Here is a 22552-nt window from a genome sequence, read left to right as displayed (position 1 = left end):
TCAATGCAAGCGTTTTGCCAAAGTTGAATGTTCGCGAACCAGAGCCCTCGCGCTGGGTCGAAGCGTGAGTCGTGACCTCAATTATTTCTTATATTTTCAGGAAATAACTGACGACACGCCTACAGTCTAAGAACCCCATCTATTAATTCGTCAGACTACTTGAGGTCGTACCGATGTCTCAGGAACCACTCGTTCGTGACGCTGATGTGGCTGCTTTTCGCGCCGCAGTGCTCGCCAAACTCACCTATTCGGTGGGCAAGGACCCCGACCATGCGTTTGAGCATGACTGGTTCGAAGCCGTTGCCCTCGCTGCTCGCGACCACATGGTCGAGCACTGGATGGACCACACACGGCAAATTTATCGCAAGGTACAGAAACGGGTTTATTACCTGTCGCTGGAGTTTCTGATCGGCCGGCTTCTGTATGACAGCCTGAGCAACCTGGGCCTGCTGGAAATTGCCCGTGAAGCCATGACCGAGCTGGGCGTGGACATCGAGCGTATCCGCTTGCTGGAACCCGATGCCGCACTGGGTAACGGCGGCCTCGGTCGTCTGGCTGCCTGCTTCATGGAAAGCATGTCGACCCTGGGCATTGCAGGCCATGGCTACGGTATCCGTTATGAACACGGGCTGTTTCGCCAGGGCATCGTGGATGGCTGGCAGCAGGAGCAGACCGAAAACTGGCTCGACTTCGGTAACCCCTGGGAGTTCGAACGCCCTGAAGTGGTGTACTCGATCGGTTTCAGCGGTAGCGTAGAAACGGTTCTGGAAGGTGGCGAGTCCCGGCAGGTCTGGCGTCCCGGCGAAACTGTTCGGGCCATCGCCTACGACACGCCCGTGGTTGGCTGGCGCGGGTCAAGTGTGAATACCCTGCGCTTGTGGCGCGCACGTGCCGTCGAAGATCTGCATCTGGAGCGTTTCAACGCCGGTGACCACTTCGGCGCCGTGGCTGAAGTGGTCAGGGCAGAAAGCATCTCCCGCGTGCTGTATCCGAACGATGCCACAGAAGCAGGCCAGGAGCTGCGCTTGCGCCAGGAATACTTCTTCGTGTCGGCTTCGCTGCAGGATTTGCTGCGCCGCCACTTGAACATGCACGCAACGCTGACCGATCTGCCGGAACACGCGGCGATCCAGATGAACGACACGCACCCATCCATCGCGGTCGCAGAGCTGATGCGTCAGCTTATCGACAACCACGGCATCCAGTGGGACACCGCCTGGAAAATCACGGTCGGCACGTTGGGCTACACCAACCACACGCTGCTACCCGAAGCACTGGAAACCTGGTCGGTAGGCCTGATGGAGCGCATGCTGCCGCGCCACATGCAGATCATTTACCTGATCAACGCTCAGCACATCGACACCCTGCGCGCCAAAGGCATTCACGATTTCGAGGTACTGCGTGCGGTATCGCTGATCGAGGAAGACAACGGCCGTCGCGTGCGCATGGGCAACCTGGCGTTCCTCGGCTCGCACAGCGTAAACGGCGTATCAGCCTTGCACACCCAGTTGATGCGCAAGACAGTCTTCGCCGAACTGCACAAGCTCTATCCGGACCGGATCAACAACAAGACCAACGGCATCACGTTCCGCCGCTGGCTGTTCCAGGCCAACCCGAAGCTGACCGAAATGCTGGTCGAAGCGCTGGGCGAGGACGTACTCGATACGGCCGAAACACGCCTGAAAGAACTGGAGCCGTTCGCTGAAAAGTCCTCGTTCCGCAAGCAGATGGCCGATCAACGCCTGCACAGCAAACGTGCGCTGGCTGCGATCATCCACGAGCGACTGGGTATTGTCGTCAACCCGGCTGCAATGTTCGACGTCCAAGTCAAACGTATCCACGAGTACAAACGTCAACTGCTGAACCTGTTCCACACTGTGGCGCTTTATCAGGCGATCCGTGCCGAACCGGGCACCGACTGGGTACCGCGAGTGAAGATTTTCGCGGGCAAGGCGGCGGCCAGTTATCACTCGGCCAAACTGATCATCAAGCTGACCAACGACATCGCCCGCACGGTGAACAACGATCCGACCGTGCGTGGTTTGCTCAAGGTCGTGTTCATGCCCAACTACAACGTCAGCCTGGCGGAGAGCATCATCCCGGCAGCCGACCTGTCGGAGCAGATCTCTACTGCAGGCCTTGAAGCGTCGGGCACCAGTAACATGAAGTTCGGCCTTAATGGCGCACTGACCATCGGTACGCTGGACGGCGCCAACGTGGAGATGAGCGAGCAGATCGGCCTGGAGCACATGTTCATCTTCGGCATGAGTTCGCAGCAGGTTGAAGCCCGCAAGCAGGCTGGCGACTTCAGCGCGCATGCCGATGTGGCAGCGTCCGGAAGGCTCAACGACGTGTTGCAGGCGATTCGTGGCGGGGTGTTCTCGCCGGATGACCCGAATCGCTATGCCGGGCTGATCGATCAGTTGCTGGCCTATGACCGCTTCCTGGTCTGTGCCGACTTCGATTCCTACTGGGCCGCCCAGGCCAAGGTCGAAGAGCGCTGGCACGATTCCAAGGCATGGTGGCGTTCAGCGGTGCTCAACACCGCGCGCATGGGCTGGTTCTCCTCGGACCGGACCATCCGTGAGTACGCTGGCGAGATCTGGAAAGCTTTGGAGTAAATCCACACCCACTCACTCCCGACATCTCATGGGAGTGAGTTTGCTCACAAAGCGGCGTTCTGTTTGCTCACGAAGGCTGAGTAATGGCCGGTACATCTCCAGCAGATGTACCGGCTTTTTTACGGGCGGCGCGCTGTCGGCCATCTCCAGCGCCAAATCGTTACAAATGAAGTCTGCCTGCCCTATATACTGCGCACTGATAACCCTTCACACATCGAAAAGGATGTCGTCGCGTGCTTTGGATTTGTCTGGTGGTGGGCGGTACAGCGCTGGGCTACTCGCTGAGCTACGACGAGTGGGAGGGTGCCCTTATCGGCGCGGCATTTGGCTGGGTGATGTGGGCAGGTATTCGGCTTTACGTGCTGGACAAGCTCACCACCCGCCAGTCACTACAACTGAGCGATACTCGCAAAACCGTCGAGTCGCTGCAGCAGCGTCTGACGATGCTCGAATTCCCGCCAGTTTCCGGCCCGCGCCCGGCACAAACCGCACCGCCAGCCCAGGAAGCCGCGCCCTTGCCGGACGAGGCAATCATTGTTGCCGCTCAAACGCCCGGCCCCGAGCTGATCTGGGACCTGCCCGATGAGGCACAACCCGCTGCGGCGATTGCCGAACCGTTCAAGCCATTCGTCCTGCAACCCAAACCCGCCAAACCTGCCACACCCAACCTGTTGGACAAGGCATTTGCGACCGCCAAAGACTGGCTCATGGGCGGCAATACAGTGCTTCGCGTGGGCGTCGTGGTGTTGTTTCTCGGCCTGGCATTTCTGCTACGTTATGCCACAGAAGGCATGGTAGTTCCGATAGAAGCCCGCTACGCGGGCGTCGCAGCCAGCGCGCTGGGTTTACTCGGACTGGGCTGGTGGCTGCGGTTTCGTAACGCGCCCTACGCACTGATGCTGCAAGGCGCAGGTATCGGCGTGTTGTACCTCACCGTCTTTGCCGCGATGAAGTTGCACACGTTGCTCGACCCGACTCTGGGCTTCGCTCTGCTGGTGGCAATAACCACGTTCTCGGCCATTCTGGCCCTGACCCAAAATTCGCTGGCCCTGGCCTGTGCGGGAGCATTGGGCGGGTTCGCCGCGCCGATTCTGGCCTCCACCGGCCAAGGCAGTCACGTTTCGCTGTTCAGCTATTTCGCTCTGCTGAACGCCGGTATTTTCGCCATCGCGTGGTTCAAGGCATGGCGCGTCCTGAACTTGATCGGCTTTTTCGGCACTTTCGGCATCGGCTTTGCCTGGGGCGTCAAAGCGTATACGCCCGAGATGTTCTGGAGCACCGAGCCCTTTCTGATTCTGTTTTTCCTGATGTATCTGGCTATCGGGCTGCTGTTTGCACGACGAAAACTTCAGGAATCGAGCGCCACGGCGCCCGACGAAGATCGCCAGGCCATGCTGCGCTGGTCAGCCCGCCAGGGCGATTATGTCGATGGCACGCTGCTGTTCGGCACACCCATTGTCGGTTTCGGCCTGCAATACGCACTGGTCGAACACCTGGAGTTCGGCGCAGCACTCAGTGCTCTGGCGCTGGGCCTCATCTACATGGGGCTGGCGAGACTGCTGGCCTGGCGCGCGCCCGACCGCGCGCTGCTGCTCATCGAAACCTGTCTGGCGCTGGGAGTGGTGTTCGCGACTCTGGCGATCCCGCTGGGGCTCGGTTCGCAATGGACCACATGCGCGTGGGCGGTAGAAGGCGCTGCCATTTTCTGGCTGGGCATGCGACAGCAGCGCACGCTGGCCCGGATCTTCGGCCTGCTGCTGCAAGTGGCTGCCGGAGCGACCCTGATCGGCAATATGGACCAGTCCTACTCCTCGTTGCTGCTCAATGGCGATTACTGGACATCAATGATCCTGGCCATTGCCGCCATGGTCAGTGCCTGGTGTATCCATCGTTACAAGCTGCGCACGATGATGGATCAGGAGCTGGCGAGATCACTGCTGATGGTCTGGGGCGCCGCGTGGTGGGCGTTTTCAGTGGTCTGCGCCGTTCAACTGTTCGCCTCTGCCGCCATGCAAGCGAGCACCCTGCTGATTGCCGCGGCGATCAGTGCTGCGCTTTGGGCGCTGCTCGCACGACGACTGCACTGGTCGGACCTCGCGCTGCTGTGCACGGCGCTGACGCCGGTCTGCAGCCTGATACTGCTGGGTTCGCTGGGCAGCAATTACCACCCGGCTGCCGACTGGGGCTGGCTCGCCTGGCCGCTCGTGATCGCCGCGCACTTGCTGACGCTACGTCACGTGGCAGCGTTGCTGCCGACGCTCGCGACCCGGTTCGCTCACACCGTTGGCTGCCTCCTGATCATCAGTGTGCTGGCGCTGGAACTGCGCTTCGGACTGCTGCAACTGTCCGAGCATTACAACGCCTGGCGCTGGCTGGGGTGGGCCATCGTGCCAAGCCTGTATCTGTTGGCAATGACCTCAGAGCGCAAGTGGCCGTGGCCGATAGCCGGCTGTCCGCAGGCGTATCGCATAGGCGCTGCCGCACCGCTGGCCGTATTGATGCTGGCGTGGTTCTGGCTGGCGAATTTTTTCAGCGACGGCGCGGCCGATCCGTTGCCCTACGTGCCGTTGCTCAACCCGCTGGAAATCGGCCTGCTCATCGCACTGAGCGGTGTTTTCCTCTGGGTACGCGCCTGGCTGCCAAGATTGGGCGTGGACGCAGACCGGGCCAGAAAAGGCTCACTGATGATGGCAGGCGGTTCGATATTCGCGCTTGTCACGGCCATGGTCATGCGCACCGCTCATCACTGGAATGATGTGCCATGGCACACCGAAGACTTACTGGAGTCAATGCGTGTGCAGGCTGGGCTTTCGATTGTCTGGACGCTGATGGCACTGGCCCTGATGATCGGGGGTCATGTACGTGCCAAACGCGAGATATGGCTGGCGGGCGCAGTACTGATCGGCGTCGTGGTGATCAAGTTGTTCTTCGTCGAACTGAGCAACCGAGGCGGCATGGAGCGCATTGTCTCGTTCATAGGTGTTGGCATTTTGCTACTGGTGGTGGGATATTTCGCACCATTGCCACCGAAACATCCCGCCAACAGCCTTGGCGAAGAGACAGGGTCCGGCCCGACCGCCGCGCCGAATACCCCATGAGGAAACTGTTCTTGAGTCGTCCCTCCCTGAAAATGGCTGTGCTGGGTCTGGGCCTGTGCACGGCAGTGGCCGCCAGCGCCCAGGACAAGCCTGCCGTTTTTGCCAGCCAGACACCGCTGACGCTCAGCGGCGAAGGCCCTTGGTATCGCATCGAACTGCCCCTGGCCGTACAGCTGAAAGCGCGTCAGACCGACCTTGGTGACCTGCGCGTTTTCAACGCTGACGGAGAGCCGCAAGCCTACGCGCTGAGCCAGCAACAGGCTGCGAACGAGCAGGAGCCCACGCCGATCCCGGTGAAGTGGTTCGCGCTCTACAGCCCTCAGGAAGCAGGCGACGCCGTGCCGGTGATTCGCATCGAGCGCTCCAGCAACGGCACGGTAATCGAGGTTCAGCCACAGAGTGATATCGAAGCTGGCGAGGAAGTGCTGCGCGGCTGGCTGCTGGACACCAGCGCGATCAAGGCGCCGCTGGAGCAACTGATCCTCGACTGGAGCGCGGAGCGCGAAGGTTTCCAGAACTTCAGCATCGAAGCCAGCGACGACTTGCAGCACTGGCGCAATTGGGGCGATGGTCAGGTCGCGCGCCTGTCATTCGCCGACGAGGTGGTCGAACAGCGCGAAGTCGGTCTGCCGGGCCAGAGCGCTCGCTATCTGCGCCTGCTGTGGCGTTCGCCGCACAGCGCCCCGACGTTGATTTCAGCGCACCTGTTGAGCGCCGACAGCGAGGCACCGATGCCGCCGCTGACATGGTCGCCACCGGTCAGCGGCACGGTCGAAACCGCCAACGAATACGTCTGGCAATTGCCTGCCGGGCTACCGGTGGAGCGGGTGAAAATCGACATCACCCAGCCCAACAGCCTTGCGCCTGGCACTCTTTACGGACGCAGCGATGCCAAACAGCCCTGGCAGCCAGTCAGCAGCGGCCTGTTGTACCGGTTATCCCAGAACAGCGGCGAAATGATTCAGGACCAGTTGCAGTTGTCCGGACGTAACGTGCAACAGCTAAAACTGGTCGTCGATGATCGTGGCGGCGGCCTGGGTAATGAAGCCCCCGCCTTGAGCGTCGCAGTGCAGGCCACGGAAGTGGTGTTTCTGGCACGCGGCAAGGGACCGTTCACTCTTGCAGTCGGCAACCCGCAGATGAAAGCGGCCAACCTGTCACTGGCCACGCTGATTCCTGATTTCAGCCCGCAGCGCATGAGCTCGCTCGGCACCGCGAAACCGACCACCGAAACCGTCGCCAACATGGCCGCTCCGGTTCAGGTAGTGGCACAGACCACGGATTACAAACGCCTGGGCCTCTGGGCTGTGCTGGTGTTGGGCGTGGTGTTTCTGGGCTGGATGGCGGTGGGCACCTTGCGCGCCTCAAAACGCTGAAACCGGCGGTCCATCACCGCCCATTTTACAGCTACGCTGAGCGGGCATCTGAACTGAAACCGCCATAACCCAGTCTGATAGCAGTATTACGTCGCCACTCGCGTTAAACTGCGCGGGTTTTCATACCCCTATTTTCGGAGCTATCCATGTCCCGCGTTACACTAAGTCGCTACTTGATTGAGCAGACCCGCAGCAACAACACCCCTGCCGATCTGCGCTTCCTGATCGAAGTGGTGGCGCGAGCATGCAAGGAAATCAGCCACGCCGTCTCCAAGGGCGCGCTGGGCGGCGTTCTCGGCAGCATGGGCACCGAGAACGTGCAGGGTGAAGTGCAGAAAAAGCTCGACGTGATCTCCAACGAAATCCTGCTTGAAGCCAACGAATGGGGCGGTCACCTGGCCGGCATGGCGTCCGAAGAAATGGACAACGCCTACCAGATCCCGGGCAAATACCCGAAAGGCGCGTACCTGCTGGTGTTCGACCCACTGGACGGCTCATCCAACATCGACATCAACGCGCCAGTCGGCACCATCTTCTCGGTATTGCGTTGCCCCAATCAGTACCTGAGCCAGAACGAAGCGCTGAACGAAAAAGCCTTCCTGCAGCCAGGCACCGAGCAGGTAGCTGCCGGTTATGCCATCTACGGTCCGCAAACCATGCTGATCCTGACCCTGGGTGACGGCGTCAAAGGCTTCACGCTGGACCGCGAAATGGGCAGCTTCGTGCTGACTCACGAAGACATCACCATCCCTGAGACCACTCAGGAATTCGCTATCAACATGTCCAACCAGCGTCACTGGGAAGCTCCGGTACAACGTTACGTGGGCGAACTGCTGGCCGGTGAAGACGGTCCGCTGAAAAAGAACTACAACATGCGCTGGGTGGCGGCGATGGTTGCTGACGTGCACCGTATTCTGACCCGTGGCGGTCTGTTCATGTACCCGCGTGACAGCCGTGAGCCTGAGAAACCAGGCAAGCTGCGCCTGATGTACGAAGCCAACCCGATGTCGTTCCTGGTTGAACAAGCCGGCGGCGCGTCGACCGACGGCCATCAGCGCATCCTCGACATCCAGCCTGAAGGCCTGCACCAGCGCGTCGCAGTGTTCCTGGGCTCCAAGCAGGAAGTCGAGCGCGCCACGGCGTATCACAAGGAATAAAAGCTGATGCCTGCACCCTGGTTGTCGCTGCTTGACTGGTGGTTCGGCTCGGCCGATTCCTCGGCAGAAGTGGTGAAAACCAGGAACAGGCTCTGGTTTGGCAAGCACCAGGCAAACGACACCGAAGCCCGCGAACGCTTCGGTGATCAGGTCGAAGAAGCACTGGCAGGCGGTCTTGATGAGTGGGCAGAAAGCCCGAAAGGCTTGCTGGCACTGGTCATCCTGCTTGATCAACTGCCGCGCATGATCCATCGCGATACCCCACACGCCTATGCCGGTGATCAGCGTGCGCAGACGCTGGTACAACATGGGTTGAAGCTGGGCCGCGATCAGCATCTGGCACCGCTTGAACGCACGTTTATCTATCTGGTGCTGGAACACAGCGAAGACCTCGACACGCAGAATCAGGCAATCGCCTGCTTCACCCGCTTGCTTGCCGATGTGCCTGTCACTGAACGCAACTACTTCGTCGGCAGCCTGGATTACGCCGAGCGCCACCAGAAAATCATCGCCCGCTTCGGACGTTTCCCGCATCGCAACGCGATTCTGGGCAGAACGTCGACCGATGAAGAAATCCGCTTTCTCAAAGAGCCCGGCTCAAGCTTCTGATCCTCCGCACAAATCCTTGTGTGCTCCGGGAACCAGATCACCTTTTTCTCTTCTAAGCTTCCGGTACAGCGCCAGTGTCAGGCTGCAATCAGCCCTCGTTGCGACGCGACCCCCTTCCGTTCAGGAGCTACATCCATGTCCCTGCGTTCTGTCGCGTTACTCTCGTTCTGCGTGTTGCTGGCTGCGTGCAGCAAAATCACTCAGGAAAACTACTCCAAACTTTCCGCAGGCATGCCCAAGGCTCAGGTCGAGTCGCTGCTGGGCAGCCCGACCGAATGTTCCGGTGCGCTGGGGATGTCCAGTTGCACGTGGGGCGATCAAAAGTCGTTTATCAGTGTGCAGTACGCGGCTGACAAGGTTCTGATGTTCTCCGGCCAGGGCCTGAAATAACCCCATGATCAAGGTACTGGTACGTTTTGGAATTTTTGTCATGGCCAGCTTCCTGGCGATCGGCTTTGCACACTCTGCCGACAACCTTGAACCGCGAACCGTCGACAGCGTGGACCTTAAGCAATATCAAGGCACCTGGTACGAGTTGGCGCGTCTGCCGATGTTCTTCCAGCGCAATTGCGCGCAGTCCGAAGCACATTATCGACTCAAGGACGACGGCAACATTGCAGTGACCAACCGTTGCCGCACCGTTGAAGGCGAGTGGAACGAAGTAAACGGTACGGCCTCGCCGCAAGTGGCGGGCAAGACCGACAAGCTGTGGGTCGTGTTCGACAACTGGTTCTCACGTTTGCTGCCGGGCGTTGCCAAGGGTGACTACTGGGTACTGAACGTCAGCGACGGTTACAAGACTGCCATTGTCGGCAATCCGAACCGCAAATACCTCTGGTTGCTGTCACGCACGCCGGTTGTGTCAGAGTCGGTCAAACAGCGCATGCTGAGCGACGCCCGCCAACAGGGCTATGACACTTCGCGACTGATCTGGCGCGAAGATGACTCGAAAATCGGCAAGGCAGACAAGTAAAAGGGCTTACGGGAACGCCGTCTGAATGGCTGCCGATACCGGCTGCTTCGCAAGCAAGCTCGCTCCCACTGAAGCCATGTGCACCCTGACAGTCAGCTGACTCAAAGATGCCCGGCACCTGTGGGAGCCAGCTTGCTGGCGAAGGCCAATCGAAGTACAGCGCGTCAGCCTTCCCTACCCCAGCAACGCTTTCAACACCTGCGCAAACTCACGGCTGCTCTGTTCTTCTGCGGCGTGCCGACCTTCGCGTACAACCCAGCGGCCGTTGACCGCGACGTCGCTGATCTGGCGGTCACTGCCTGCAAACAGCCAGCGATTGAGGATTGCGTCGCCAGTCGCGGTAGCGATGTACGGATCGTTGCCATCCAGCACCAGCCAATCAGCGCGTTGGCCGGCTTCCAGTTTGCCAATTGGCTGGCCCAGCGCCTGAGCGCCGCCCGCCAGTGCAGCATCGAACAGCGTCCGACCAACCATGGGCTGATCGCTGCGATACAGCCGGTTGCGGCGCTGATCCCGCAGACGCTGCCCGTACTCAAGCCAACGCAATTCTTCGACCACGCTGAGCGAAACATGGCTGTCAGAACCAATGCCCCAGCGGCCGCCCTGCGCGATGTAATCCACCGCAGGAAAGATACCGTCGCCCAGATTGGCTTCGGTGGTCAGGCACAAACCCGCCACCGCGCCGCTTTGCGCCATCAGGCTGACTTCATCCACTTCGGCATGAGTGGCATGAACCAGACACCAACGGTTATCCACAGGCGCGTTCTCATACAGCCATTGCAACGGGCGTCGGCCGCTCCATGCGAGGCAGTCATCCACCTCCTTCTGTTGCTCGGCAATGTGGATATGCACCGGGCATTGCTGATCGCTGGCCGCCAGCACGTCACTGATCTGCTGCGGCGTCACGGCGCGCAGCGAGTGAAAGCACAGCCCCAGCTGTTGCGTCGGCTGACGCGCCAGCAACGGCTGCAGACGCGCCTGCAATTCCAGGTAACTCTCGGTGCTGTGGATAAATCGGCGCTGCCCTTCGTTCGGTGCTTGCCCGCCAAAACCTGAATGGCTGTAGAGCACCGGCAGCAGCGTCAGACCGATGCCGACCGAGCTTGCAGCCTGGCTGATCTGCAACGCCAGCTCTGCAGGGTCGGCATACGGCTTGCCGTCCGGGTCCTGATGCACGTAATGGAACTCAGCGACAGAGGTGTAACCGCCCTTGAGCATTTCGATGTACAGCTGGCGGGCAATCACACCCAACTGCTGCGGGCTGATCTGCCCCACCAGCCGGTACATGAGGTCGCGCCAGGTCCAGAAGCTGTCGTTCGGATTACCCGCCACTTCGGCCAGGCCAGCCATTGCACGCTGGAACGCATGCGAGTGCAGATTTGGCATGCCGGGCAACAGCGGACCGCTGACGATTTCAGCATCCTGACGCTCGGCATTGGCCTGCACACGCGTCAAGAGCCCTTCCGGGCTGACTTCCAGACGTACGTTACTGGCCCAGCCGTCAGGCAGTAGCGCGCGTTCGGCAAAGAAGGCTGACATTGACTTCACACCCCATCACTGTAATTTATATATACATATACAGACGTTTAACCTGCCGGTAAACCGCAGGCACGCTTGCCGTGCACAGGGATAATGGTTAGCGTGATTGCCGCCAATGCCTGAATCATCCCAACAACAAGGACTCACCTGTGCCGACTACGCCCGCCCCTTCCACCCTGGCAGCCCAGATGGGCGAAAGTCCCGCACCGTTGTATGCCCGCGTCAAACACATGATCGCGCTGCAGATTCAAAATGGCACGTGGCCGCCGCACCATCGGGTACCTTCCGAAAGCGAGCTGGTGACCCAACTGGGCTTCAGCCGGATGACCATCAACCGCGCGCTGCGTGAATTGACCGCAGAGGGTTTGCTGGTCCGCATGCAAGGTGTCGGAACATTCGTGGCCGAACCCAAAAGCCAGTCGGCGCTGTTCGAAATCCATAACATAGCCGATGAAATCGCCTCGCGTGGCCACCGTCATACGTGCCACGTCATCGTCCTGCGTGAAGAAGCCGCCGGCTCCGAACGCGCCCTGGCCCTGGACATGCGTGAGGGCCAGCGGGTCTTTCACTCGCTGATCGTGCACTTTGAAAACGATATTCCGGTGCAGATAGAAGACCGTTTCGTGAATGCGCTGGTGGCGCCGGACTACCTCAGCCAGGACTTCACCCGACAAACGCCCTACGCCTATCTGTCTCAGGTCGCACCGCTGACCGAAGGTGAGCATGTGGTCGAAGCAATTCTGGCCGAGGCCGACGAGTGCCGGCTGTTGCAGATTGAAGCCGGTGAGCCGTGTCTGTTGATTCGCCGCCGCACCTGGTCCGGCCGCCAGCCTGTCACGGCAGCACGTCTGATCCACCCCGGTTCCCGTCATCGCCTGGAAGGACGCTTCACCAAATGACCCAGACCCGTATCCTGCGTGCCGTCGATTACCCCCGCATGCCGTGGAAGAATGGCGGCGGCAGCACTGAAGAAATCACCCGCGATGGCGGTCAGGACCTGGATGGTTTCGGCTGGCGGCTGTCGATAGCCGACATCGAAGCCTCGGGCGGATTTTCCGTGTTTGCCGGATATCAGCGCATCATCACCGTGCTGCAGGGCGCGGGCATGACGCTGGATGTCGATGGCATCACCAGCCGCGAGCTGCTGCCCTCCGACCCGTTTGCCTTCAGCGGCGACAGCACGGTCAGTTGCACCCTGCTCGACGGGCCGATCCGCGACTTCAACCTGATCTACGCAGCACACCGCTACAGCGCGCGCCTGCAATGGATCGATGTGCGACAGCCGCAACGGTTGTTCAGCTCAGCCGATACCCTCCTGCTGTTCAGCGTGGCCGAACAAGTAGCGATCAGCGTCGGCGGCCAGCCATGGGATGTGCTCGGCAAACACGACTGTGCCCAGGTGCAACATGCAGGCGGCCTGCTGGAAATTGAACTGCAATCGCCGCGCATCAGTCGCTGCTGTCTGATTGAGCTGAATGCCACAGGCCAATAAAGGTATGCTTGGCGCTTAATAAAAAATCAGCTCTTCGTTCAAGGACGACCATGACTCAACTTCCCAAAAAGGAAACGCCCCGAGCCATCGCCATTCTCGCCAGCTTTCTGGCTTCCGAATCAGCGGGCGGCATTGTCCTGATGGGCGCCGCGCTGGCGGCCCTGATTGTCGCCAACTCGCCACTGGCCGCCGGTTATTTCTCGATTCTGCATAGCGTCTGGCTGGGCCTGTCGATTGAGCTGTGGATCAACGACGGGCTGATGGCGATCTTCTTTCTGATGGTTGGCCTGGAAATCAAACGCGAAGTGCTGGCGGGTGGTCTCGCCACCTGGGGCCAGCGAGCGCTGCCCGGGTTTGCGGCCGCAGGCGGCATGCTGGTACCTGCGCTGATCTACGTGGCAATCAACTGGGGCAACCCGCAGACCATGAGCGGCTGGGCGATTCCCGCTGCGACCGACATTGCGTTCGCACTGGGCGTGCTCTCGCTGCTGGGCAATCGGGTGCCGACCTCGCTGAAAGTGTTTCTGGCAGCGTTGGCGATTCTCGACGATCTGGGCGCGGTGACCATCATTGCCTTCTTCTACAGCTCCGGCCTGAACCTGCCGATGCTGGCAGCCGCCTTCGTGACGCTGGCCGTGTTGATCGTGCTGAATCGACTGAACGTCCGCAGCCTGCTGCCCTACCTGATCCTCGGCGCGGTGCTGTGGTTTTTTGTGCTGCAATCCGGCGTTCACGCGACGCTGGCCGGTGTCGCGCTGGCCTTGTGCATCCCGATGGGTAAACCCGAAGAGGAAGCGCGCTCGCCGCTGCTGTTTCTCGAAGAGAAAATGCATTACTGGGTGGCGTTCGCAGTGGTGCCGGTGTTCGGCTTTGCCAATGCTGGCGTGTCACTCTCCGGTATCTCGCTGAGCAATCTGGTGGACCCGGTGCCACTTGGGGTTGCACTCGGCCTGTTCGTCGGCAAACAGATTGGCGTGTTTCTGGCAGCAGTGCTGGCGATTCGTGCCGGGCTGGCCGTCCTGCCGGAAGGCAGCAACTGGGTCCAGCTGTATGGCGTGGCGATTCTGTGTGGCATCGGATTCACCATGAGCCTGTTCATCGGCAACCTGGCATTTCCGGGCGCGCCGCATCTGATCGATGAAGTAAAAGTCGGCGTTCTGATGGGGTCCGGCGTCGCGGCGATCGCGGGCATTCTGTTGCTGCGCAGCCGTCTGAGTCGCCACTGAAAAAATATTTTCAAATGACTGCATCCAGATTGTTTTCTCGCGGGTAGTACATACAGCAGCCACTTCGAGTTGCTGAGCGCGGTTAAACAATCTGGAGATTTCTGCATGAACGCAAAACGCTTGCTCTGCCTTGCAGGTACTACCCTGGCTTTCACTTGCCTGTCGTCCGTTGCCATGGCTCAGACTGACCTCCCCGAAAGCGTCCGTGTACCGGCCGGCAACAAGATTGCCCTGCAAACCACCGGCGTCGGCGAGATCACCTACGAGTGCCGCGCCAAAGCCAACATGCCCAGCGAAATGGAATGGGCGTTCGTCGGTCCCAAGGCCGTGCTCAATGACAAGAGCGGCAAACAGGTCGGCACCTACTATGGTCCGCCTGCTACCTGGGAAGCCAAAGACGGCTCGAAAATCACCGGCACTCAGGTTGCTGTAGCCCCGTCGAGCGCAGGCAACCTGCCCTACCAGCTGGTCAAGGCCAACCCGGCTGAAGGCAAAGGCGCCATGACTGGCGTCACCTACATCCAGCGTGTGGCATTGAAAGGCGGCGTGGCACCCTCCACCGCATGCGCGGCCAGCAACAAGGGCGCGAAGGAAGTGGTCAAGTACCAGGCCGACTACCTGTTCTGGGCAAGCAACTGATCGCAGCCGGAATACGCTCACCGCGCAGTCAGTAAGCTATGCTGCTGCGCGGGAACCTCGTGATATCAACGAGGCAGCAGTCTTCCAACGATGGCGGATCACCTTGTCCTCGCACGAATCTCTTTTTGATTACGAAGCTACGTTGCACGCCTGCGCTCGCGGTGAGCGGCAGGCGTTGCAGCGTCTCTATGAACAGGAAAGTGCTCGACTGCTCGGCGTGGTCCAACGGCTGGTGCGTGACAGGGACTTGGCTGAAGACATCGTGCATGACGCGTTTCTGAAGATATGGACCCGCGCGGCCAGTTTCGATGCCTCACGCGGCTCGGCACGCGGCTGGATTTTCAGCGTGACCCGGCATCTGGCGCTCAACACGCTGCGCAACACGGCCCGCGAAGTGCGCGTCGAGGATGACGGCAGTGAAGACCACCACGAACAAGCGACCCTGGAAGGCTGGCAGGAAACCGGCGATGCCTTCGATTGGCGGGTCAACCCCGGGCGGATCACCTCCTGCCTGGAGCAACTTGAACCGGTGCGCCGCAACTGTGTGTTTCACGCCTATGTAGACGGTTATTCGCATCAGGAAATCGCGCAGAAAATCGGCGCGCCATTAGGTACGGTCAAAGCCTGGATCAAGCGCAGCCTGACGGCTTTGCGGGAGTGCATGGGATGACCCGACCTTCACACGAAAACATTCACGACCTGGCAGGCGAGTACGTGCTCGGCACCCTGTCGGCAGAACAAAGGCTGGACGTTCAGCGGCGCCTCGACCACGAGCCTGACTTGCAGGCTGCCGTTCAAGCCTGGGAAGCACGCTTGCTGCCGCTTACCGAACTGGCCGAACCGGTGGCGCCTTCACCCGGTCTGTGGGCGCGCATCGAGCGTAACCTGCCGGACTTTACAGCGCCCCGCACTCAGCGCCAGCCACCTGTGCGCTGGTGGGACAACCTGGCCATATGGCGCGGCCTGGCCGGTGCAGGGCTGGCAGCCTCGCTGGTGCTGGGCATGACGCTGCTTACCCAGGCGCCCCCACCGCCTTCTTATGTAGTGGTGCTCGTAGGCCCGCAAGACAAGGCGCCCGGCTGGGTCGTGCAAGCCAGCAACCCGCACGAAGTCCAGCTTATCCCGCTGGGGGCATTCGAAGTTCCAGCCGACAAGGCGCTGGAATTCTGGACCAAGGGCGATGACTGGCAGGGGCCGGTTTCTCTGGGGCTGGTCAAGCCCGGACAAAGCCTGAACATCCCGCTCGACAAGCTGCCACCGCTGCAACCCAATCAGCTGTTCGAGCTGACGCTGGAAAAATCCACCGGCTCGCCGATCGGCAAACCGACTGGCCCGATCCAGTTCATCGGGCGCGCAGTGAAGGTCATCTAAAGGCCATTCGGACACCTGCTACGTGCGCTGTTGCCAGCGCACATTTACTGCACAGCCCTGTTACCCGACGCCCCAAAACCGCGCAAATCACCTTTGCGGTAACAGCCCTCGCCCCTTTTCAATCAACACCTCCCGTTGCAGCACATTCATTCCAGGCCGCTATCCACAAGGCGTTGCGTTTTATTTAAAACGCGGTTTTCGACAGCCAGGCAAAGTTGGTCCTTTGATTGCATATGCTTGTATGTACAAGTAGAGACAGGCTAACCATCCTGCGCTCTACCGGACTGAATTGGCCTGCCTGGTCAGGCGCTGCTCGCCCCGCAACGGGCTGGTTTGGATTGATCGCCGAGGATTTGTTTGTGACCCAGAATAATCAAGACCTGAAGCAAAACTGGACCCGCCATCGCGAAGGTGAAGTACGTGCCGCCCGCGGGACTCAGCTCACCGCCAAAAGCTGGCTGACCGAAGCGCCGCTGCGCATGCTGATGAACAACCTCGACCCTGAAGTTGCCGAGAACCCCAACGAACTGGTGGTGTACGGCGGCATTGGCCGGGCAGCACGCAACTGGGAGTGCTACGACAAGATCGTAGAGAGCCTGACAAACCTCAATGACGACGAAACCCTGCTGGTGCAGTCCGGCAAACCGGTCGGCGTGTTCAAGACCCACAGCAATGCGCCGCGCGTACTGATCGCCAACTCCAATCTGGTGCCGCACTGGGCCAGCTGGGAACACTTCAACGAACTGGATGCCAAGGGCCTGGCGATGTACGGCCAGATGACCGCAGGCAGCTGGATCTACATCGGCAGCCAGGGCATCGTGCAAGGCACCTACGAAACCTTCGTCGAGGCCGGTCGCCAGCACTACGACGGCAACCTCAAAGGTCGCTGGGTACTGACCGCTGGCCTGGGCGGCATGGGCGGCGCGCAACCGCTGGCTGCAACGCTGGCCGGGGCCTGCTCGCTGAACATCGAATGTCAGCAAAGCCGCATCGACTTCCGCATCAAGACCCGCTATGTCGACGAGCAGGCCGTCGATCTGGACGATGCGCTCGCTCGCATCGCCAAATACACCGCCGAAGGCAAGGCCATCTCCATCGCACTGTGCGGCAACGCTGCCGACATTCTCCCGGAAATGGTCCGCCGTGGCGTGCGCCCGGACATGGTCACTGACCAGACCAGCGCCCACGACCCGCTCAACGGCTACCTGCCAAAAGGCTGGACCTGGGAGGAATACCGCGCCCGCTCGGCCAGTGAACCTGCCAATGTGGTCAAAGCCGCCAAGCAGTCGATGGCCGAACACGTCGAAGCCATGCTCGCGTTCCAGAAAGCAGGCATTCCGACCTTTGACTATGGCAACAACATTCGTCAGATGGCCAAGGAAGTCGGCGTTGCCAATGCCTTCGATTTCCCCGGTTTCGTTCCGGCCTATATCCGTCCGCTGTTCTGCCGTGGCATCGGCCCGTTCCGCTGGGCGGCCTTGTCGGGCGACCCGCAAGACATCTACAAGACCGACGCCAAGGTCAAAGAGCTGATCCCGGACGACGAACACCTGCACAACTGGCTGGACATGGCCCGCGAACGCATCAGCTTTCAGGGCTTGCCAGCGCGTATCTGCTGGGTCGGCCTGGGTCAGCGCGCCAAACTGGGGCTGGCCTTCAACGAGATGGTCCGCAGCGGTGAGCTGTCCGCACCCGTGGTCATCGGCCGTGACCACCTGGACTCCGGCTCGGTGTCCAGCCCCAACCGCGAAACCGAATCCATGCGTGACGGCTCTGACGCCGTTTCCGACTGGCCGTTGCTCAATGCACTGCTGAACACCGCGAGCGGCGCGACCTGGGTGTCGCTGCATCACGGCGGCGGCGTGGGCATGGGCTTCTCGCAGCATTCCGGCATGGTAATCGTCTGTGATGGCACCGACGAAGCGGCCGAGCGCATTGCACGCGTGCTGCACAACGATCCGGCCACTGGCGTGATGCGTCATGCGGACGCCGGTTACGACATCGCAATCGAATGTGCCAAAGAGCAGGGCCTCAACCTGCCAATGATTGGACGATAAGGGTCGACGCCGGTCGTTGTGGCTCAGCCATCGACGGCCGGCATCCCTCAGGAAAGAGCATGCACATGCTCACGGGCCGGATGCCTGTTTTGAAGCTGCCGTCATCCATTTCAGGCGTAGGAGCATCAACAATGAAAATGAACAAGGCCCTGTTGACCACTTTGGTATCCGCAGGATTGCTCGCCAGTGCAGGTGCCAGTCAGGCCGCCAGTTGGTGTGAATCAGGCAAGCCCGTGAAATTCGCCGGTCTGAACTGGGAAAGCGCCATGCTGCTGACCGATGTTCTGCAGATCGTCCTGAACAAGGGTTATGGCTGCACGGTAGACGCCCTGCCCGGCAATTCCATCGCCATGGAAAACGCCCTGAGCACCAACGACATTCAGATTTTCGCCGAGGAGTGGGTAGGCCGAAGCGAAGTCTGGAACAAGGCTGCGGCGGCCGGCAAAGTGGTGGGGGTCGGGGCACCGATAGTTGGCGCGGTTGAAGGCTGGTACGTGCCGCGCTACGTCATCGAAGGCGACGCCAAGCGCAAACTGGAGGCCAAGGCACCGAACCTGAAATCCATCAGCGACCTGGCCGAGTACTCGGCGGTGTTCAAGGATCAGGAAGAGCCTGGCAAAGGCCGCTTCTACAATTGCCCGGCCGGCTGGACCTGCGAGCTTGAAAACAGCGAAATGCTCAAGAGCTACGGCCTTGAAAACAAATACACCAACTTTCGTCCCGGCACCGGTCCGGCGCTGGACGCGGCTATTCTCTCCAGCTACAAACGTGGCGAGCCGATCCTGACGTATTACTGGTCGCCCACGCCGCTGATGGGCCAGGTGGACCTGGTGCGTCTGGAAGAAAAAGCCGGGGTCAACAAGACGATCGATATCAAGGTCGGCGTGTCCAAAGTGTTCCACGAGCAGGCCCCCGAACTGGTCGCGGTACTGGAGAAGGTCAACCTGCCAATCGACCTGCTCAACCAGAACCTGGGGCGCATGGCCAAGGAACGCATCGATTCGCCAAAACTTGCCCGGATTTTCCTGAAAGAACACCCGGAAGTCTGGCATCAGTGGGTCAGCGAGGACGCCGCGAAAAAGGTGGACGCTTCGCTGTAAACGACGGGCCAGCCCGGCCATGAGGCTTGACTGGCCCGCCCGTTGACCCGACACACCTTATTTGAGAGCCGCTTATGTTCCCGGAAAGCTTCACTTTTTCCATCGCCAACTGGGTCAACGACGGGGTCGACTCGCTGGTGACGCAATACGGCGACGTGTTTCGGCATATCTCCGACACCCTGCTGTGGGCCATCGTCAATCTGGAAGGCCTGCTGCGCATGGCGCCGTGGTGGCTGATGCTGATCATCGTCGGCGGCATCGCCTGGCATGCAACACGCAAGATCGTCACCACACTGGTGATTGTCGGCCTGCTGTTTCTGGTCGGCGCGGTCGGGCTGTGGGACAAGCTGATGCAGACTCTGGCGCTGATGCTGGTCGCAACGGTTATCGCGGTGTTGATCGGCATTCCGCTGGGCATTCTGTCGGCACGCAGCAATCGTCTGCGCTCGGTGCTGATGCCGTTGCTGGACATCATGCAGACCATGCCCAGCTTCGTGTACCTGATCCCGGTGCTGATGCTGTTCGGCCTGGGCAAGGTCCCGGCTATTTTCGCTACCGTCATCTACGCCGCACCGCCGTTGATTCGCCTGACTGACCTTGGCATCCGCCAAGTGGACGGCGAAGTGATGGAAGCCATCAACGCCTTTGGTGCCAACCGCTGGCAGCAACTGTTTGGCGTGCAACTGCCGCTGGCCATGCCGAGCATCATGGCCGGTATCAACCAGACCACCATGATGGCGCTGTCGATGGTGGTCATCGCCTCGATGATTGGTGCGCGTGGGCTGGGTGAAGACGTGCTGGTGGGTATTCAGACGCTTAACGTCGGGCGTGGACTGGAAGCCGGTCTGGCCATCGTCATTCTGGCGGTTGTCATCGACCGCATCACGCAGGCCTATGGCCGACCACGGCACGAGGCGAACAAATGATGAGCACGGAACCCAACAAGATCGTCGTCAAGAACGTGTTCAAGATTTTCGGCAACCGGTCCAAAGAAGCGCTGGCCATGGTTCAGCAGAACCAGAGCAAGGACCAGGTCTTGGCGAAGACCGGCTGCGTGGTCGGCGTGAACGACTTGTCGCTGTCGATCGGCAGCGGCGAGATCTTCGTGATCATGGGCCTGTCCGGCTCGGGCAAGTCGACGCTGGTACGCCACTTCAATCGGTTGATCGACCCTACCAGCGGCGAGATTCTGGTCGATGGCGAAGACATCCTGCGCTACGACATGGAAGCGCTGCGCCAGTTTCGGCGGCACAAGATCAGCATGGTGTTCCAGAGCTTCGGTCTGTTGCCACACAAGACCGTGCTGGCCAATGTGGCGTACGGCCTGAAAGTGCGCGGCGAAAGCAAAGCGCTCTGTCAGGAACGCGCCCAGCACTGGGTCACGACTGTTGGCCTGAAAGGCTACGAGAACAAATACCCGCACCAGCTTTCTGGCGGCATGCGTCAGCGCGTCGGCCTGGCCCGTGCTCTGGCGGCGGACACCGACATCATTCTGATGGACGAAGCGTTCAGTGCACTCGACCCGCTGATCCGCGCCGAAGTGCAGGACCAGTTGCTGGAGCTGCAAGCCAGCCTGCACAAGACCATCGTGTTCATTACCCATGACCTGGACGAGGCCGTGCGCATCGGCAATCGCATTGCGATTCTCAAGGACGGGCGCTTGATTCAGGTCGGGACACCGAAAGAAATCCTTCACTCGCCTGCCGACGATTACGTGGACCGTTTCGTTCAGCGCCGCGTGGCCACACTTTAAGGACCGTTGCAGATGTCGCGAGCAGAACAGATCGTTATCGGCGAGGCCAAAACAAGTTGGCGCGATGTGGTGGCCGTGGCCCGGCATGGCGCACAGCTCGAACTGTCGGAAAGTGCCTGGGCGCGGATCGACAATGCGCAAGCCATCGTGCAGCGCATCGTCGAGAGCGGCGAGCGGGCCTACGGCGTCAACACCGGTCTCGGCGCGCTGTGCAATGTCTCGCTGCAAGGCGAGCAACTCAGCCGCCTGTCGCGCAACACCCTGCTCAGCCATGCGTGCGGAGTGGGCGTGCCGTTGCCGGACGAACAGACCCGGGCCATCATCTGCGCCGCGATTCTCAATTACAGCCAGGGCAAGTCCGGCATCCATCGACACGTGGTCGAAGCACTGCTGGCGCTGCTCAACCGAGGCATCACGCCGCAGGTGCCATCGCAGGGCTCGGTGGGATATCTGACCCATATGGCCCACGTCGGCGTCGCGTTGCTGGGCGTGGGTCAGGTCAGCTATCGCGGGCACATCGTCCCGGCGCAGCAGGCCCTTACCGAGGAAGGCCTGGCGCCCGTGACGCTGGGCGCCAAGGACGGGCTGTGTCTGGTCAACGGCACGCCGTGCATGACCGGTCTGAGCTGCCTGGCCATCGCCGATACCGAGCGCCTGGCTCAGTGGGCCGACGTCATCGGCGCGATGACCTTCGAAGCCCTGCGCGGCCAGCTGGATGCGTTCGATGAAACCATTCTCGCCCTTAAGCCGCATCCGGGCATGCAGCAGGTCGGCCGCAACCTGCGCAGCCTGCTGTCGGGCAGCGAAGTGCTCGCCAGCAGCCAAGGCATCCGGACCCAGGACGCGTTGAGCATTCGCTCGATCCCTCAAGTGCACGGCGCTACCCGTGACCAGTTGGCGCATGCCGTCCAACAGATCGAAACCGAGCTGAATGCCGTCACCGACAACCCGATACTGCTCGGCACCCCGGACGCCTATCGCGTCGTGTCACAAGCCAACCCGCACGGTCAGTCCGTGGCCATGGCGGCCGACCTGCTGTGCATGGCCGTGGCCGAGCTGGGCTCGATTGCCGAGCGGCGTCTGGATCGGCTGATCAACCCGATGGTCAGCGGCCTGCCTGCGTTTCTGGTCAGCCAGCCGGGCGTCAACTCGGGGATGATGATCGTCCAGTACGTGGCTGCATCGCTGTGCGCAGAAAACCGCCAGATGGCGCAGCCGGCGGTGGTCGACAACTACGTCACCTCAGGCCTGCAGGAAGATCACCTGAGCCTGGGCACCAGCGCCGCACTGAAGCTGCACAAGGTGCTGGCCAATGCCACGCAGATTCTGGCCATCGAATACCTGCTGGCAGCCCAGGCCTTCGAATTTCTCAAGACCCAGCGCTTCGGCGCTGGCACTGACCTCGCCTGGCGGCTGCTGCGCGAGCGGGTCCCGGCCTACGACGAAGACCGCTGGCTGGCCCCGGACATCGCCATCAGCGCGGCGTTACTCAAAGAAGAACAGACATCGGAACGGATTTTCCGGCACTGCCGCTAACACGC

19 protein-coding genes are annotated in these 22552 nt (G+C 60.7%); 18 read left to right on the top strand and 1 reads right to left on the bottom strand.

The features are described from left to right. Nucleotides 1-173: 173 nt before the first annotated feature. The 7 genes from KDX37_RS01490 (at nucleotide 174) to KDX37_RS01460 (ending at nucleotide 9834) form a co-directional block, all read left to right on the top strand. Nucleotides 174-2621 carry a glycogen/starch/alpha-glucan phosphorylase gene (locus KDX37_RS01490; protein WP_231650854.1) on the top strand — a complete coding sequence of 816 codons (2448 nt, stop codon included), beginning with the start codon at nucleotides 174-176 and terminating at the stop codon, nucleotides 2619-2621. Nucleotides 2622-2854: 233 nt separating this feature from the next. After that, complete coding sequence (locus KDX37_RS01485; protein WP_231650853.1) at nucleotides 2855-5719, top strand: DUF2339 domain-containing protein; 2865 nt, start codon at nucleotides 2855-2857, stop codon at nucleotides 5717-5719. Nucleotides 5720-5745: 26 nt separating this feature from the next. After that, a complete protein-coding gene (locus tag KDX37_RS01480) occupies nucleotides 5746-7095 on the top strand; it encodes a DUF3999 domain-containing protein (RefSeq protein WP_231651012.1) in 1350 nt (449 codons plus the stop codon). A gap of 146 nt (nucleotides 7096-7241) precedes the next feature. Further along, the gene (locus KDX37_RS01475) at nucleotides 7242-8252 is read left to right on the top strand and encodes a class 1 fructose-bisphosphatase (RefSeq protein WP_231650852.1); all 1011 of its coding nucleotides are present in this window, start codon (nucleotides 7242-7244) and stop codon (nucleotides 8250-8252) included. Between the two features lie 6 nt (nucleotides 8253-8258). Next, complete coding sequence (locus KDX37_RS01470; protein ID WP_231650850.1) at nucleotides 8259-8861, top strand: DUF924 family protein; 603 nt, start codon at nucleotides 8259-8261, stop codon at nucleotides 8859-8861. Nucleotides 8862-8996: 135 nt separating this feature from the next. Next, nucleotides 8997-9251: an outer membrane protein assembly factor BamE domain-containing protein gene (gene bamE / locus KDX37_RS01465; RefSeq protein WP_231650849.1), complete on the top strand. Its 255-nt coding sequence runs from the start codon at nucleotides 8997-8999 to the stop codon at nucleotides 9249-9251. A gap of 4 nt (nucleotides 9252-9255) precedes the next feature. Further along, entirely contained in the window at nucleotides 9256-9834 is a 579-nt protein-coding gene (locus KDX37_RS01460; RefSeq protein WP_231650848.1) for a lipocalin family protein, read from the top strand. A 174-nt stretch (nucleotides 9835-10008) separates the two neighbouring features. Here the strand turns inward: KDX37_RS01460 and KDX37_RS01455 are convergent, their stop codons facing one another. Beyond that, complete coding sequence (locus KDX37_RS01455) at nucleotides 10009-11373, bottom strand: formimidoylglutamate deiminase (protein ID WP_231650847.1); 1365 nt, start codon at nucleotides 11371-11373, stop codon at nucleotides 10009-10011. Nucleotides 11374-11561: 188 nt separating this feature from the next. On the opposite strand from KDX37_RS01455, the gene hutC reads away from it, so the two are divergent. The 11 genes from hutC (at nucleotide 11562) to KDX37_RS01400 (ending at nucleotide 22547) form a co-directional block, all read left to right on the top strand. Continuing rightward, on the top strand, nucleotides 11562-12272 hold the full coding sequence (gene hutC / locus KDX37_RS01450) for a histidine utilization repressor (protein ID WP_231651010.1): 711 nt from the start codon (nucleotides 11562-11564) through the stop codon (nucleotides 12270-12272). Continuing rightward, nucleotides 12269-12865, top strand: coding sequence for a HutD/Ves family protein (locus KDX37_RS01445; RefSeq protein WP_231650846.1), 597 nt, complete (start codon nucleotides 12269-12271; stop codon nucleotides 12863-12865). The genes hutC and KDX37_RS01445 overlap by 4 nt, the downstream gene beginning before the upstream one ends. 50 nt (nucleotides 12866-12915) lie before the next feature. Then, nucleotides 12916-14091 (top strand): Na+/H+ antiporter NhaA, encoded by a 1176-nt coding sequence (gene nhaA, locus KDX37_RS01440; protein WP_231650845.1) that lies wholly within the window; start codon nucleotides 12916-12918, stop codon nucleotides 14089-14091. Between the two features lie 105 nt (nucleotides 14092-14196). Continuing rightward, nucleotides 14197-14730, top strand: a complete 534-nt coding sequence (locus tag KDX37_RS01435; RefSeq protein ID WP_231650844.1) for a DUF3455 domain-containing protein — start codon at nucleotides 14197-14199, stop codon at nucleotides 14728-14730. Between the two features lie 103 nt (nucleotides 14731-14833). After that, nucleotides 14834-15400, top strand: coding sequence for a sigma-70 family RNA polymerase sigma factor (locus tag KDX37_RS01430; protein WP_231650843.1), 567 nt, complete (start codon nucleotides 14834-14836; stop codon nucleotides 15398-15400). Beyond that, nucleotides 15397-16101: an anti-sigma factor gene (locus tag KDX37_RS01425; protein ID WP_231650841.1), complete on the top strand. Its 705-nt coding sequence runs from the start codon at nucleotides 15397-15399 to the stop codon at nucleotides 16099-16101. The genes KDX37_RS01430 and KDX37_RS01425 overlap by 4 nt, the downstream gene beginning before the upstream one ends. A 359-nt stretch (nucleotides 16102-16460) precedes the next feature. Beyond that, nucleotides 16461-18158: a urocanate hydratase gene (gene hutU / locus KDX37_RS01420; RefSeq protein WP_231650839.1), complete on the top strand. Its 1698-nt coding sequence runs from the start codon at nucleotides 16461-16463 to the stop codon at nucleotides 18156-18158. A gap of 131 nt (nucleotides 18159-18289) precedes the next feature. Next, entirely contained in the window at nucleotides 18290-19258 is a 969-nt protein-coding gene (locus KDX37_RS01415) for an ABC transporter substrate-binding protein (RefSeq protein ID WP_231650838.1), read from the top strand. A 74-nt stretch (nucleotides 19259-19332) separates the two neighbouring features. After that, nucleotides 19333-20184, top strand: coding sequence for an ABC transporter permease (locus KDX37_RS01410; protein ID WP_231650837.1), 852 nt, complete (start codon nucleotides 19333-19335; stop codon nucleotides 20182-20184). Then, entirely contained in the window at nucleotides 20181-21011 is an 831-nt protein-coding gene (locus tag KDX37_RS01405) for a quaternary amine ABC transporter ATP-binding protein (protein WP_231650836.1), read from the top strand. Before KDX37_RS01410 ends, KDX37_RS01405 begins: the two co-directional genes overlap by 4 nt. 12 nt (nucleotides 21012-21023) lie before the next feature. After that, nucleotides 21024-22547, top strand: a complete 1524-nt coding sequence (locus KDX37_RS01400) for an HAL/PAL/TAL family ammonia-lyase (RefSeq protein ID WP_231650835.1) — start codon at nucleotides 21024-21026, stop codon at nucleotides 22545-22547. The last annotated feature ends 5 nt before the right edge of the window (nucleotides 22548-22552 follow it).

It is taken from the genome of Pseudomonas californiensis, assembly GCF_021147775.1.
Taxonomy (GTDB): domain Bacteria; phylum Pseudomonadota; class Gammaproteobacteria; order Pseudomonadales; family Pseudomonadaceae; genus Aquipseudomonas; species Aquipseudomonas californiensis.
This window is presented reverse-complemented; position numbering and strand designations above follow the sequence as displayed.